We start from the raw sequence: 14957 nt of genomic DNA on the forward strand, positions 1-14957 counted from the left end.
AAGATGATGAAAAAAAGAAATCTATTTTGTTCGCTAAATTCATCATTTGAACTCAATCAAAAAGGATTTCAAATCTATAATATCATCTTATTTAGTGCCTTGGTCTTCATGTTATTAAGCTGTTCTACAGTAGTAGAGGAGAAAAAGCCCAATATAATTTATATTCTCGTAGATCAATGGCGAGCTTCAGCAACAGGATATGCAGGAGACCCAAATGTAAATACGCCAAATCTTGATCTACTGGCAAAAGAAAGTTTTAATTTCCTCAATGCTGTTTCCGTAATTCCAATTTGTACTCCTTACCGAGCTTCCCTGATGACAGGCAGGTTTCCTACTTCCACGGGCATGTTTTTAAATGACCTTCATCTTCCTCCCACCGAATTATGTATAGGAGATGCGTTGGTATCCGGAGGATATCAGACGGGCTACATAGGCAAATGGCATCTGGATGGACATGGTCGTCATTCATTTATACCGAAGGAACGTCGCAGAGGATTTCAGTATTGGAAGGTTGCTGAATGCGACCATAATTACAATAATTCCCATTACTATTCAGGTGATTCTGATGAGAAACTGTATTGGGATGGATATGACGTATTTGCGCAAACAAAAGATGCCCAGCAGTACATTCGGGATCATGCGGATGCCGACAAGCCATTTGCGCTGTTTCTATCTTATGGGACACCCCATTTCCCCCATCCCACCGCGCCGGAAGAATACAAAGAAAGGTATCCGTTAGATAAGATTATTTTGCCTGCTAATGTCCCGGATTCAACAATTAATGAGACTCTCTTACTTGAAGCACAGGGATATTATGCGCATTGCGAGGCATTGGATAAAAGTATTGGAGATTTGCTTGCTACGTTGGATGAAATGGGACTGGCAGAAAACACACTGTTGGTATTTACCTCCGATCATGGAGAAATGCTCGGGTCGCACGGCGTAAGGGCTAAAGCAAAACAAGTACCCTTGAGTGAATCCGCAATGGTACCGTTTTTATTGCGTTACCCTGCTATTCATGGAGTAAAAGGAACAGAAATAACTATGCCTATCAATACGCCGGATATTTTCCCGACATTATTCGGTTTGGCGGGTTTACCGATTCCTGCTACTGTAGAAGGGGAGGATCTCTCTTCAGTAATCATAGATGGGAAAGAAAGGGAAAACCGTGCAGTACTTTACATGAATCTAGCTCCTTTTGTAAAGGGTGAATATGGAAGGGAATATAGGGCTGTAAAGACCCCCAAGTACTCCTATGTCAGGTCACTTGAAGGACCTTGGCTGCTTTTTGATGATATTAAGGATCCTTTGCAAATGGATAATTTAGTTCTAAACCCTGAATTCTCTGATTTGGTAGGATCAATGGATAAAAAACTCCAGGAAAAACTTCGAGAGATCGACGATGATTTTAGACCTGCTCAATCATATGTAGAGGAATGGGGATTGGTATTGGAACCTGGAGGCACTATTTTTTATTCAACTGAAGTGGATACAGAACCTCAAACCCCTAAAAGAAAATCAGGAAATACCAAATAGATTATATCGCTGGTTCAAATCTTTAGAAGTAAGTTACCAACAACTATGATAAGTAGACAAAATTTTATTCTATTATTCATTTGCTTTCTCATTTGCTTAAGTTGTAATAACTCGGATAACCTTGGGGAAGTCTATCAACCTGTCAATGTCATTTTGATAACGGCCGATGACCTGAACTATAATTCTCTGGGATGCTACGGAAATACGCTCAATCAGATCACTCCAAATATCGATAAGCTTGCCGAAAGCGGTATCCTATTTACCAATGCTTTTGTGAATATTGCTGTTTGCCAACCTTCTCGACAGTCGATTTTGACTGGCAGGTATCCCCATAATAACGGAGCGCCTGCATTTAATCCAATAGCTCGGGATGTGGTGACACTTCAAGAAGTACTAGAGAAAGCTGGATACCTTAACGGAATATTAGGAAAGGAAATCCACCTAAAACCCACCGAAAAGTTCCGTTGGGATTATTATATTACTGAGGAGGATCTTGCCTCTGGACTTGGAATTGGTCGAGAACCAGAACTGTATTTTGAGTTTTCCACTGAATTTTTCAACAAGGCAAAAATGGAAGGCAAACCCTTTTTTCTGATGGCAAATAGCCATGACCCACATCGGCCCTTTGCAGGGAGCGATCAAGAGAAAAACGCATGGGGAGAGGATCTACCTTTAATTACCAGAAAAATCTTGCCCGATGAAGTGACTGTGCCTGATTTTCTTCCAGATCTTCCTGAGGTGAGATTGGAGATTGCGGAATACTATACCTCTGTGTATCGGTTAGACCAAACCGTAGGAGCGATCATGGATGCATTGAAAAATTCAGGCCAGGAAGCAAATACCTTGGTTATGTTTATAAGTGACAATGGAATGGCACTGCCATTTGCTAAATCCAATTGTTACTTAAACAGCAATAAAACACCCTGGCTTGTCAGGTGGCCAAGTGTGATCGAGGGCGGTAGAGTGGATAGCACACACTTTATTTCTGGTATAGATTTTATGCCCACCATCCTGAACACCTTGCGGCTGCCACCTGTCTCCGAAATGGATGGCACTTCATTTCTTCCTGTGCTTGAGGGAAAAACTCAAAAAAACAGAACAACAGTTTTCACGGAATTTCACAGAATTTTTGCTGGGATCGACTATCCCATGCGAGGGGTGCATGTTGAGAACTTTGGATACATTGCCAATTTTTGGAGCGATGGACAAATTGAAATTAAAGGAGATGCGATGAGCGGAAGGACTTACTCAGCTATGAAGGAAGCGGCGGTTTCTGACAAACAGGTTGCGGATCGGCTCAATATGTACATCTATCGAGTACCTGAAGAACTGTATGATTTTAAGACTGATCCTGACGCCCTAAATAATTTGATAAATGTCCCGGAATACCAGGAAAAAATCAAAGAAATGAAGGGACTTCTTTTGAAAGAAATGAAAAGGACCAAAGACCCTATCTATGATGATTTTGTAAACCGATTTATTAACTATTGATTAAATCCAATTCTACAATGAATATTTTGCAACCCACCAACCCTAGAAAAAGCGACGTCCGCCAAAGTTCCAAAGTTAAAGGCTCTAACTACAAAGTTTTCCAAGTATTCCTAATTTTTCTACTAGCTGTGAGTTGTGCCAGTAAGGAGGAAGAACAACAACGTCCTAATATTCTTTACATAATGACCGACGACCATACCCAACAGGCCTTGCATGCCTACGGTCATGGGTTATTGGATAAAGTATATTTTCCAAACATGAATAGATTGGCCAAGGAAGGTGCTCTTTTTAAAAACAGTTTCGTTACCAATTCCATTTGTGCCCCTAGCAGGGCAGTCTTACTGACAGGGAAATACAGCCATCTCAATGGGAAGATAGACAATGTGACACCTTTCAACTGGGATCAGGCTACCTATCCGAAGATCTTGCAAGCCTCGGGGTACGAAACTGCACTTATAGGTAAAATTCATCTCGAAGGAAAACCCCAAGGATACAAATACTCACTGACCTTGCCTGGGCAGGGGAATTACTACAATCCTGAATTTATCAAAAATGGTGAGGAGGAATTGAAGTTTGAAGGACACTGTGAGGCTCTGATCCCACAGTTTGTGATAGATTGGCTGGACAAAGATTGGGACAGAAGCAAACCTTTTGCCATCAATTACCATACAAAAGCACCTCACCGGAATTGGATGCCTGAAGAAAAATATTTGACTCTTTATGAGGACCAGAAATTTCCATTTCCAAAAAATTTCTTTGACGACTACACGGGTAGGGGTACAGCAGCCAGGGAGCAAGAAATGGAGATTGTAAACGATATGTATTGGGGATGGGATATGAAGTTTGAGAAAAATCCATTTACAGGCAATGAAAGTAGGCTCCCTGCGCCTTTCAAGCGGATGAGTAAGGAACAAATGGACGCATGGAACTCAGTCTATGGCTCCCCAAACAAAGCGTTTCTGGATAATAAACCCATGGGAGAAGAACTTGCCAAGTTTATGTATCACAGGTATTTACGTGATTACTTAAAAGTGATCAAGTCCGTTGATGATGGTATTGGGCGGGTACTGGATTACTTGGAGAAACAGGGGCTTTTAGAAAACACCATTATCATTTATACTTCAGACCAAGGATTTTATTTAGGGGAGCATGGATGGTATGACAAACGTTTTATGTACGAGCAATCGCTGAGTACACCCCTATTGGTCAGGTATCCGAAAGAAATTCAGGCTGGTACCGTCGTAGAAGGAATGGTTCTGAATCTGGATCATGCACCGACAATTTTGGACTATGCGGGGATACCAAAACCTGCTGATATGCAAGGCGAATCCTGGCGCCAACTAGCGGCTGGAAAACCATTTCCCAAGAGAGATGCGATCTATTATCACTACTATGAATATCCGGGACCTCACAATGTCAAACGACATTATGGGGTCAGGACAGACAGGTACAAGCTGATCCATTTTTATCACGATGTGGATGAATGGGAAATGTATGACCTTCAAACAGACCCGGATGAAATGAACAATATTTATAATGATCCCGATTATTCCCAGATTCAAGAAATGCTACATAAGAGACTCCGGGAGCTTCGCAAGCAATACGGCGATTCAAATGAACTAAGTCAACAATTTATTGACCAAATCAAATAGGAAAAAAATTGAGCTGGAATCATGAATAAATTAAACCTGCCTTATCCATCCTATTTCTTTAGCCTCCTAGTTGTTTTATTTCTTTTTTGCACCCTAGGTTGTGGTAGCAGAGTGTTCCTTGGAAAGAAGGAACCGGAAATCAAAAAACCAAATATCATTTTCATTTTGACTGACGACCAGCGTTGGGATGCTTTGGGTTTTGCAGGTAATGAAATTATTTATACTCCAAATATGGATAAGTTGGCAAGGGAAGGGTTGTATTTCAGAAATGCATTTTCGACAACTCCTATCTGTCCTGCCAGCAGGGCTTCGATATTGACAGGCTTGTACGAAAGAACTCATGATTTCACCTTTGGAAATCCTCCCCTTGAAGATACCTATATGCTTCAAAGCTACCCAAAGCTTCTGAGGGATGCTGGATATCGTACAGGTTTCGTTGGGAAATTTGGCATAAAGGTTAATGAAGGGATTGAAGATTCGATGTTTCACGATTCGAAGAAAACATTTTGGCCCTATCTGCGGGAAATAGATGGAAAACAAGTTCATCTCGCTGATATCAATGGAGACTTGGCCATTGATTTTATCCAATCGAGCAAGGATCAGCCTTTCTGTTTATCCCTTTCCTTTTGGTCGCCACATGCTGACGATGGGGCGGTTGAACAATATTTCTGGCCGGATTATGTTGATCACTTGTATCAGGACGTAAATATTCCGGTGCCTGAAACAGCGGACCCCGCCTTTTTTAATGCCTTGCCTGAATTTTTGCAAAACTCCTTGAATAGAGAGCGATGGTATTGGCGCTTTGATACCCCCGAGAAATACCAAAAAATGGTGAAAGGACATTATAGAATGATCAGTACCGTTGATAGCGTTTTTGCGAGAATCAGAAATTCACTGGATGAAGCGGGTATTGCTGACAATACGGTCATCATCTTTATGGGGGATAACGGGTATTTTTTAGGAGAAAAGGGCTATGCCGGCAAATGGCTTTTGCATGAACAATCTATCCGGATTCCAATGATCATTTATGATCCAAGGTCTCCAAAAAGCCAAGGAAGAACGGTTTCCCTTCCTGTATTGAATGTGGACATTACTCCGACCATTTTATCACTAGCTGGTCTAGAATCACCTGAGGAATACCAGGGAGAAAGCCTTATTCCCTTCTTTGAAGGTACCCCGGATTTATGGCGAACAGGGATTTATTTGGAACATCGAAATGAAAATAACCCCAAGTTGCTTAAAACGGAGGGTTATCGTGATGATGAATATAAATTTATCCGATACGATGACAATGATTACGTCGAGCTATACCATCATAAATCCGATGTAAACGAAACTCGTAACCTTGCTCTCGATAAATCTTATCTGGGAAAAGTTAACTATTATGCTCAGGTCTGTGATTCAATAATCCAGAAATTATTGGATGATCGGAAAAGTAAATAAGATGCAGGCTGAGTGGCCTGTTTTTTATGTTTTGTGGACTTATGTATTGGTTAAGTATTCAAGCCGCTGTAAACCAGAAAATAAAATTCATTGCTCATCAACTCAATTTTACCCTGTAGATCGATGTTGGATTTGTCATAAATTATTCATAAAAAGATTCATTAAATGTTCAATCTAATAGTAAGAAAAGCCTTTCTCCCGTTAGCATTAATGATTGGCGGAGCTGTTTTTGCTCAAAAAAACAAAACAGTGGATGATTTTAAGGATTTTGGTAAAATACCAAAATCATGGAAACAAGTCGGAGGAATACATGCAGACTGGGAGAGTAATGATTTTTTGTCGACAAGTCCCGGAACGGGAATACTTGTAAATCCACCTAAACCTAATAATGGGCCTCATTTGGTTTCCGGATTTGAACATGGAGATATTGAGCTCGAAGTGGAATTTATGATTCCAAAGGGTTCTAATTCTGGAGTTTACCTTCAAGGGCGCTATGAGGTTCAAATCTTCGATAGCTGGGGAAAGGCAAATCCCAATTCCGGGGATGCAGGAGGAATTTACCAACGGTGGGATGCCGAAAAACGGCAGGGTTTTGAAGGGAAAGCCCCGAGAATGAACGTCAGTAAAGCTCCTGGTTTGTGGCAACATCTTAAAATTGTCTTTGAAGCGCCTAGATTCAACTCAGAAGGGGTAAAAGTGAAAAACGCAAAATTTGTGCAGGTCTTCCAAAATGGCGTTCTGATTCAAGAGAATATTGAGGTGACAGGCCCCACTACTTCGGCGATGTTCGAAGATGAAAAAGAACTGGGCCCTCTTATGATTCAAGGAGACCATGGTCCAATTGCGGTTCGGAATGTCGAGTATAAGCTATTTGGAAATCCCACACCTCAAATAAAGGATCTAAGATTTGCCTATTACAAAGGTAAATTCCAGACAGTCGATGAGTTTAAAGGAAAAATTCCCAACGAAACAGGTCAGCTGAACAAAATAACCTGGGACTTAGGCCATGGAATCATTGATTTTGCCTATGAATATTCGGGAAATATGGAAATTCCAGTTTCAGGAGAATACACCTTTTCCTTAGCTACTTTTGGAAATTCCAGTCTTACTGTAAACGGTCAAAATATCTTGGATGATCAGAACGAATCTCCAAGAAGCCAAACGATAAGGTTGGAAAAGGGGGCCACACCCTTCAAATTGATTTTTTACAAACCCAATTACCCGGGAAGAAGACCTCAGCTAGGTTTCTTTGTTGAAGGTCCTGGAATCAAAAGAAGTTCTTTGCATGATCCAAACTCCTACGTAGAACATGTTATCCAAAAACCGCTTTATGTAGAGGTCCTGGACGACCCCTTGATTTTAAGGGGTTTTTTGAAACATGCAGATCAAGTGAGGACTCACACGGTAAGTGTAGGAGAATCCTCTGGTGCAAATTTTGTCTATGATCTCCAACTTGGGTCCCCATTGGGCATTTGGAGGGGAGGGTTTCTGGATACCGCACCAATGTGGAGGCAACGAGGCGAATCACAATTGATGCTCCCCAATGGTGCTTTGGTCGAATTGGTGGCCGGTCCTACCATTGCTGAACTTGATTCTCGAAACACTCCTTGGCCAGACACTTTGAACAGTGATTTGCACCATATACAGGGATATTTTTTAAACAGGGATCGTAGGCCCACTTTCAAGTATGTTTTTGACCAAGTTGCAGTGGAAGATTTCTTTGAGACTGAGCTGGAGGGGAAGATCCTGACCCGAACCATAAGCTATAGAAACGTCAAACAATCGTCACATTTTTGGGCAAGGATAACTGCTGCCGAAAGTATAGTGGATTCTGGAGATGGAGTTTACCTAATAAATCAAGGAGAATATTATGTGAAGTTAGCTGACGGGATATCTTCAAATGCACTGCTACGAAATTCTCCTTTGGGTCAAGAACTACTGATACCACTTTCAAAAGAGGATGAAAAAAGTACAATCAAATACAGTCTGATCTATTGATTTGCCGATACATCCCCTAAAAATTTATAATTCCTACTAAAAGGTAAAAAATATCATGAAAATATTAGTAAATAACCTGTTTATCAAGCAAAAAAACGTGGATTTATTCCTTTCAAAATCAAAAGTCAACGTTTTTTTTGGATGGGTGATAATTGCTGGGTTTATCTTCAGTTCAGGCACTTTGAATGGGCAAAGCAATTCTAATGGAGAGCAGAAGGTCCTCAATGCCAAAGAACAGGATTACTATTCGATTGTAGATATACCCATTCCAGACGGAATTGAACTTGAGGTTGGTGGGTTGGCCATTACTCCAGATGGAAGTTTGGGGGTTTCAACTCGAAGAGGTGAGGTGTGGATCATAGAGAATCCCTATATGGAGGGAACCCGGATTCCACATTTCAATAGATTCGCTTATGGTTTGCATGAACCACTTGGACTGGCTTTTCATAAAGGAAGTTTTTACTCCACCCAAAGATCGGAAATCACCAAACTGACCGATATTAATGCCGATGGAAGAGCCGATGCCTATGAAACGGTGGTTTCCTGGCCATTGTCGGGAAATTACCACGAATATTCCTACGGTCCCTTGTTTACCCCGGGAGGAGACATGCTGATCACTTTAAATTTGGGATGGATAGGTCATGGTGCAAGTTTAGCGAAATGGCGAGGTTGGATGATGAGAGTTTCCCCTGATGGAAAAATGATTCCTATTGCATCAGGTATGAGATCACCTGCTGGATTTGGCTACAATGCAGAAGGGGATGTATTTTATGGGGAAAATCAAGGAGATTGGGTCGGTTCAGGTAGAATTACGCATGTAGCGTTGGGCGACTTTGTGGGAAATCCAGAAGGATTGAAATGGAGTCATTTGGAAGGCTCGCCAGTTAAATTGAAGCCAGAGGATATACCTGATACTGGCGAACCTATGTCAAAGGTTGCCGCTGATATTCCAGGGTTTAAGACCCCGGCAGTTTGGCTTCCACATGGGCTTATGGGAATATCTACTTCCGATATTCTCTTAGAAAAAACTGATGGAAGATTTGGCCCTTTTTCAGGACAGCTTTTTGTGGGAGATCAAGGGCACAGCAAGATTTTCCGAGTTTACCTTGAAAAGGTCAACGATGTTTATCAGGGTGCTGCATTCCCATTCAGAGAGGGTTTTTCATCCGGAATATTAAGAATGGTTTGGGGAAACGATGGGTCCATGTTTGTGGGCATGACGAGCAGAGGATGGGGCTCCACAGGTAAGGCTCCTTTTGGTTTACAACGATTGATATGGACAGGTAAAGTACCTTTTGAAATCAAATCAATCAATGCCCGGCCGGATGGATTTGAATTGGAATTTACCTTGCCCGTAGAAAAATCGGCCGCCGAAGATTTGGCATCTTACAAAACATCCAATTTCAACTATAAATACCATCATGAATACGGTAGCCCGGTCATAGAACTGGAGGAGTTATCGGTTAAAAGCGCCATTGTTTCCGAAAATGGACTAAAAGTTAGGTTGGTTGTAGACGGTTTGAAGGAGGGGTATATTCATGAAATCACGGCTACCGGCATCAAATCAAAAGAAGGGATGGACTTGCTGCATGCTACAGGATACTATACCCTGAATCAAATTCCGAAAGGTGAAAAAGTAAATCTTTCTACACTTGTGAAGACTTCATCAGGCACTCACCAAGGAGTTCATCATGACAATGTTTCATCGGAGAATTTGCCAACATCAGCTAGTACTAAGGTAACACCAACTAAAAGTTCCCCAAAGAGAATAATTGAAATGCCTTCAACTTGGAAAAATGGTCCGGACCAAAGCATTTCCATTGGCACAAAACCCGGATTGAAATACGATTTGGAGTTGATCGAAGTGAAAGCAGGCAGCAAGGTAAAAATCACTTTCAACAACAACGATGATATGTTACACAACTTGGTAATCGTAAAGCCCACTACTGCCATTCAGGTAGGTGAAGATGCCTTGAAGTTGGGATTGGAAGGATCTCAAAAAAACTACATTCCCAATTCCCCAAATGTGTTGTTTCATACCAATATACTGGCTCCGGAAACCTCCGAGTCCATCTATTTTGAAGTTCCTGCTGTACCGGGTGATTACAGCTTTGTATGTACCTTTCCGGGACATGCCTATGTGATGCAGGGAATTATGAGAGTAGTAAAATAGTAGAGGAGGGAATTCTTCAATAAACAATTTTTGAATAGGCACTATTCTGCCAATAAGCCTATCGTCTTTGGATATCGGCTGGGAAGCCTGCCTATCCTAAGGCAAGACCGACACTTCGACAAGCCCAGTACTGGTGACCGGAGATTGAAATATTCCAAAATTCAGCGTTTAGGAGATTTTTCCAACGAAAAACAGATTACCAATACGACTTCGGATATACAAGTAAAAGAAAATTAATCAACGGGCTGATTTCACTATATTCAAGTTTATTACTCGATGAAAATGAACATAAAATCTAACAGCACTCTTTTTAAATCCACCATACTGCTGGTGCTACTTATCCTGTTTTGTCCTACCGGACACGCACAAACCACCCTGATTTCAGAGATGGATCAGTTGAAATGGGAAAAGGTAATGCCGGGCATTTGGAAGGCAAGTGTTGGATCAATGGGATTAAACCCCATGGATTATGCCAATTCACCCAAAACAGATGCGATCAATGAGTTGGGAGATGCTCCATTTCCATTTGCTCAAGAGGCAAGTCGTAGTCTTCTAACTTCAAATCGAGCAAGTGTAAGGTTGCCTTTGGATGAATCAGAGCAAATCTATGGCTTGGGATTGGAGTTTGAAGGGATCAACAGACGCAGTGAGGTTTATTCCCTTAAAGTAGATCATTATGGAGATATAAAAGGACAAACCCATGCACCTGTGCCATTTTATATCTCAAATAAGGGGTATGGGGTTTTAATTAATTCGGCCCAACGTGTAAAAATTCATGTGGGAGTGAGCAACAGAAAAGACAGCAATCTCCCTGAACGCATAGATCGGACAACAGGAAAAAATTGGGCTGCACGTCCCTTGTCTGATGCAGTGGAAGCAAGTGTCGAAGGAGGCGGAATGGAAATATTTGTGTTTTCCGGAGAAACAACCCTCGAAATAGTCCAGCGATATAATCTATTTTTTGGAGGTGGAATCATCCCTCCCAAATGGGGCTTGGGATTCTGGCACAGAATGCACACCCAAAGCAGGGACAAGGATATTTTGAAAGAAATTGAGGATTTTGAAGCAAACAACTTCCCTTTGGATGTCATAGGACTTGAACCAGGATGGCAGAGTTTTGCATACCCCTGTTCTTTCGATTGGGACAAAACTCGCTTTCCTGACCCCAAAAACTTTGTTCAAACTTTAGATAAAAAGGGAATAAAAGTAAATCTGTGGGAGAATCCTTATGTGGCGCCCGTTTCAACCATGTATAATGACATCAGCCCATATACAGGCAGCCATACAGTTTGGCTAGGGGAAGTTCCAGATTACACTATTCCCGAAGCCCAAAAAGTGCTTCTGAACCATCACCAAAAACATCATCTGGACATTGGAGTGAGCGGGTATAAATTTGATGAGGTGGATGGCTATGATGTTTGGTTATGGCCTGATCATGCCACATTTCCTTCTGGCAATGACGCAGTGGAAATCAGACAACTCTATGGCATGATGATGATGGATATGTTTGACCGTCATTTTAAGGAGCAAAATCAGCGAACTTACAACCTGATCAGATCAGCTTATATAGGAGCAAGTAATCACAACTTTGTATTGTACAGTGATTATTATGATCACAAAGGCTACGTGACTGCTTTGGCCAACTCTTCCTTGTCAGGACTTCTTTGGACTCCCGAAATCCGAAGTGCTGATTCTGCTGAGGAGTGGATCCGCCGATTTCAATCGGTTAGTTTTTCTCCACTCATGATGCTAAATGCTTGGTATTCAAGTAAAAAACCATGGAGTTTTCCTGAGGTAACGGACATGGTGAGAAATACCATTGAACTGAGAATGAAACTCCTACCCTATCTCTATACAGCTTTTTACGAATACAATCAAAAGGGTATTCCACCATTCAGAGCGATGGTATTGGAAACCGGATACGACTCTCAGGAGAAATTAGAAGGAAGCGAACTGGATGATGCAAAAAATCCATACGCGGAGCAAAAAAGGCTGGAAGTCACAGATCAATACATGATGGGTCCTTCCATTCTGGTAGCCCCTGTATTTACAGGACAAAAGGAGCGCAAAGTTGTCCTTCCAATAGGCAATTGGTTCAATTTCTACAACGGAGAATATGCTGGCAATGGTGAGACGATAACTATAAAGACCAAACTGGAGGAAATACCTCTTTTTGTGAAAGATGGAGGAATTATTCCTATGCTAACAACAGTTGACAAAAACGACTCAGATCAAACTTTGGAAGTTAGACATTACGGCACCAAGGAAAACACCTATTTATTGTACAATGATGACGGTATCAGCTATGACTATGAGCGTGACAAGTATTCTCTGACAGAACTCAAATCGTCCAAAAACACGAAAGGTGAATTAACGGGAAGCTTTAACTCCTTGAAAGAAAACAATTATAGCTACAGCAATATCGTCTGGCGATGGATGACGATGCAGCATTAACTCTATAGTGAGGATTCCGGGCAGTAATCTTGGCGGTTGAACTGAGAGATTTTTAAACCATTTAGAAAATTTAAGGTTTTGGGTTTTCATTAATCCAACTTCTATAAGCAACAAAATAACTTCTGGAAGAGGATGGAAGCTTGGTTTGGCTTAAGGAGAAATCCATTTCTTGAAAGTGAAAATCCTCTAGTTGAAGCTGGAGGGAATTTATTTGTCCTGTAAGCCATGAATCGGAATGCGGCTTTAGCCCATTCCGATTCATTCCATCCCAAAAAGCCCCCCGTTTTAATTGGGCTTTAGCCCAAAATTGCATACTATTTATTACCCTAGCATCTCTTATAAAAATGCTTCTGTGTCAGCCTAGCCTCGATTTCTTTCGCCGTCTTTGTTATAGAAAGTCCTCCAGGTGATAATCTCACCCCATACCGACCCACCATTTCGGAGTAAACTGACCCACCCTTTCGGTGATCTTTTCTGGTTTCTTTTGAGCGACTAACTCAAAAGAACCATGGCAGCAAAAAGCAAAACAATGCAACTATTTCGATTTCTGATATTCTTCCATCCATGGTGTCGTGGCATATTCTTCCTATTCTCAAGGAGGCAGCACAATGCGAACTTGAGGGACCTCTCATTACAGGTCCGATCACATCATTAAAAATACTTAAGTAATTCATGTGTTTTTTTTAATGTAACCTAAATAAATTTAATGTGAAATGGTCTTTTCTCAGTATCAAATTTTACCAGATATGTGTGCTATCTTAACAATACTTGATTTCTTTTTTTTTCAGTATTGCTTAATACGGTCGATAATGCTAGATTAATAGTGTATTATTTTACCTGAACGGTTCTATTTATTTGTGAAACTTAACTTCCATTCATATGCATCCCCTTCATTTTAAAGTGCCGAGGCTAAAGGAAGAAACCATCAGGGTTGAGTGTTGGGACTTGGAAAACTTCTTTGAGCCCATTCATTTCCATGAAGAATTTCAAATCACCTTAATATTGGAGGGTGGAGGTTCTCTTTTTGTTTCAGACAGCGTCATCCAGTTTAAGAAGGGGGAAGTGTATCTATTTGGAAAAAATCTTCCTCATGTATTTAGAAATAGTGGGAATGAATATCAAACTAATGGTCAGAAAAAGGCAAGGGCAGTCTCTGTTTTCTTTAACCAGGACGTTTTGAAACATTCCATTTTGGATATTCCTGAGGCATATTCGATTCGGCGCTTGATTGACCTATCTGTCTATGGTATAAGGGTTTCTGATGCTAGGCAGGAGGCTATAAGTAGAAAACTAAATGAACTACCAGAAAAAAAATTGTTTGAAAAATTTCTTGGTTTACTTGAAGTTCTTGAGTGCATTTCGAAAGACAACAAATTGGATTTTATCTCTTGCTTAGGAGTCCCAATACATACTGTGCAGGAGAATATTCCAAAAATCAACATGGTGTTTGATTTTGTAAGAAACAATTACAAGGAAAAAATCACTTTAATGCAAGTGGCGGATTTGGTAAACATGTCACCTACGGCTTTCTGTAGATTTTTTAAATATAAAAGTCAAAAAACATTTTCAAGGTTTTTGATCGAAGTTAGAATTGCAAATGCCTGTAAATTATTGTTTCAGGATGATTTTAATGCCTCAGAATGCTGCTACAGCTGTGGTTACAATAATCTGTCAAATTTTCACAAACATTTTAAAAGTGTAACCGGAATGACTCCCTTGGAGTTCCGTAAAAATATGCTGAATACAGCTAATTGAATCGTATCCCTCCGACGAACTGCATCTTGATGCGCTTTGATTAATGAGCTAAAGTTGCGGGATGAAAAAGACAAGTATCGAGACCTACTATGAGCTGTTTTACAGGTGGCAGCGATCCGGATTGAGTAAAGCAGCTTTTGCCGATCGAGAGGGGATTTCCAAAGTGAGTTTTTATTCTTGGTGCAAAAAGTTTGAAACCAAGACCGATTCCCAGGATGCTTCCACCGGTTTTACCAGAATCGAACTGGCTGAGTCCGCTTCTCAGGCAGCGGTGGCCAAGATCAGCTATCCAAACGGAATCAGTGTGGAGCTGTTTGGGTCTTTTGATCCCGACCGGATCAAGGCGTTGGTTTCCTGATGCTGGCTCTGTCGAGTTCGACCCGTTATTTTATTTACGGCGAACCTACCGACATGCGGTTCGGCATCAATTCGCTGGCAGGGCTTGTGCGCAACAG

11 protein-coding genes are annotated in these 14957 nt (G+C 41.1%); 10 read left to right on the top strand and 1 reads right to left on the bottom strand.

Annotated elements, in window-relative coordinates; translation table 11 throughout:
* The first annotated feature begins 3 nt into the window (after positions 1-3).
* The 8 genes from C4S61_RS19355 to C4S61_RS19390 all read left to right on the top strand — a co-directional run bounded on the left by C4S61_RS19355 (position 4) and on the right by C4S61_RS19390 (position 12747).
* A complete protein-coding gene (locus tag C4S61_RS19355) occupies positions 4-1536 on the top strand; it encodes a sulfatase family protein (RefSeq protein WP_103926440.1) in 1533 nt (510 codons plus the stop codon).
* A 153-nt stretch (positions 1537-1689) separates the two neighbouring features.
* Positions 1690-3027 carry a sulfatase family protein gene (locus C4S61_RS19360; RefSeq protein WP_160111278.1) on the top strand — a complete coding sequence of 446 codons (1338 nt, stop codon included), beginning with the start codon at positions 1690-1692 and terminating at the stop codon, positions 3025-3027.
* Positions 3028-3155: 128 nt separating this feature from the next.
* Complete coding sequence (locus C4S61_RS19365) at positions 3156-4679, top strand: sulfatase family protein (protein WP_262495037.1); 1524 nt, start codon at positions 3156-3158, stop codon at positions 4677-4679.
* A 21-nt stretch (positions 4680-4700) separates the two neighbouring features.
* Positions 4701-6122 (top strand): sulfatase family protein, encoded by a 1422-nt coding sequence (locus C4S61_RS19370; RefSeq protein WP_103926443.1) that lies wholly within the window; start codon positions 4701-4703, stop codon positions 6120-6122.
* A 165-nt stretch (positions 6123-6287) separates the two neighbouring features.
* On the top strand, positions 6288-8120 hold the full coding sequence (locus C4S61_RS19375; protein ID WP_103926444.1) for a family 16 glycoside hydrolase: 1833 nt from the start codon (positions 6288-6290) through the stop codon (positions 8118-8120).
* A 55-nt stretch (positions 8121-8175) separates the two neighbouring features.
* Positions 8176-10293, top strand: a complete 2118-nt coding sequence (locus C4S61_RS19380; RefSeq protein ID WP_103926445.1) for a plastocyanin/azurin family copper-binding protein — start codon at positions 8176-8178, stop codon at positions 10291-10293.
* A gap of 30 nt (positions 10294-10323) precedes the next feature.
* Complete coding sequence (locus tag C4S61_RS19385; RefSeq protein WP_103926446.1) at positions 10324-10530, top strand: hypothetical protein; 207 nt, start codon at positions 10324-10326, stop codon at positions 10528-10530.
* A 45-nt stretch (positions 10531-10575) separates the two neighbouring features.
* Positions 10576-12747, top strand: coding sequence for a glycoside hydrolase family 31 protein (locus C4S61_RS19390; protein WP_103926451.1), 2172 nt, complete (start codon positions 10576-10578; stop codon positions 12745-12747).
* Between the two features lie 497 nt (positions 12748-13244).
* On the opposite strand, the gene C4S61_RS21930 is transcribed toward C4S61_RS19390, so the two are convergent.
* Positions 13245-13421 carry a hypothetical protein gene (locus C4S61_RS21930; protein ID WP_160111279.1) on the bottom strand — a complete coding sequence of 59 codons (177 nt, stop codon included), beginning with the start codon at positions 13419-13421 and terminating at the stop codon, positions 13245-13247.
* A gap of 271 nt (positions 13422-13692) precedes the next feature.
* Here C4S61_RS21930 and C4S61_RS19400 point away from each other — a divergent pair, with 271 nt between their 5' ends.
* Together C4S61_RS19400 and tnpA are read left to right on the top strand one after the other, a co-directional pair.
* Positions 13693-14502 carry an AraC family transcriptional regulator gene (locus C4S61_RS19400; protein WP_160111280.1) on the top strand — a complete coding sequence of 270 codons (810 nt, stop codon included), beginning with the start codon at positions 13693-13695 and terminating at the stop codon, positions 14500-14502.
* 61 nt (positions 14503-14563) lie between these two features.
* Positions 14564-14860 (top strand): IS66 family insertion sequence element accessory protein TnpA, encoded by a 297-nt coding sequence (tnpA, locus tag C4S61_RS19405; RefSeq protein WP_103926449.1) that lies wholly within the window; start codon positions 14564-14566, stop codon positions 14858-14860.
* Positions 14861-14957: the final 97 nt, after the last annotated feature.

Source organism: Algoriphagus boritolerans DSM 17298 = JCM 18970 (assembly GCF_900108085.1).
GTDB lineage: Bacteria > Bacteroidota > Bacteroidia > Cytophagales > Cyclobacteriaceae > Algoriphagus > Algoriphagus boritolerans.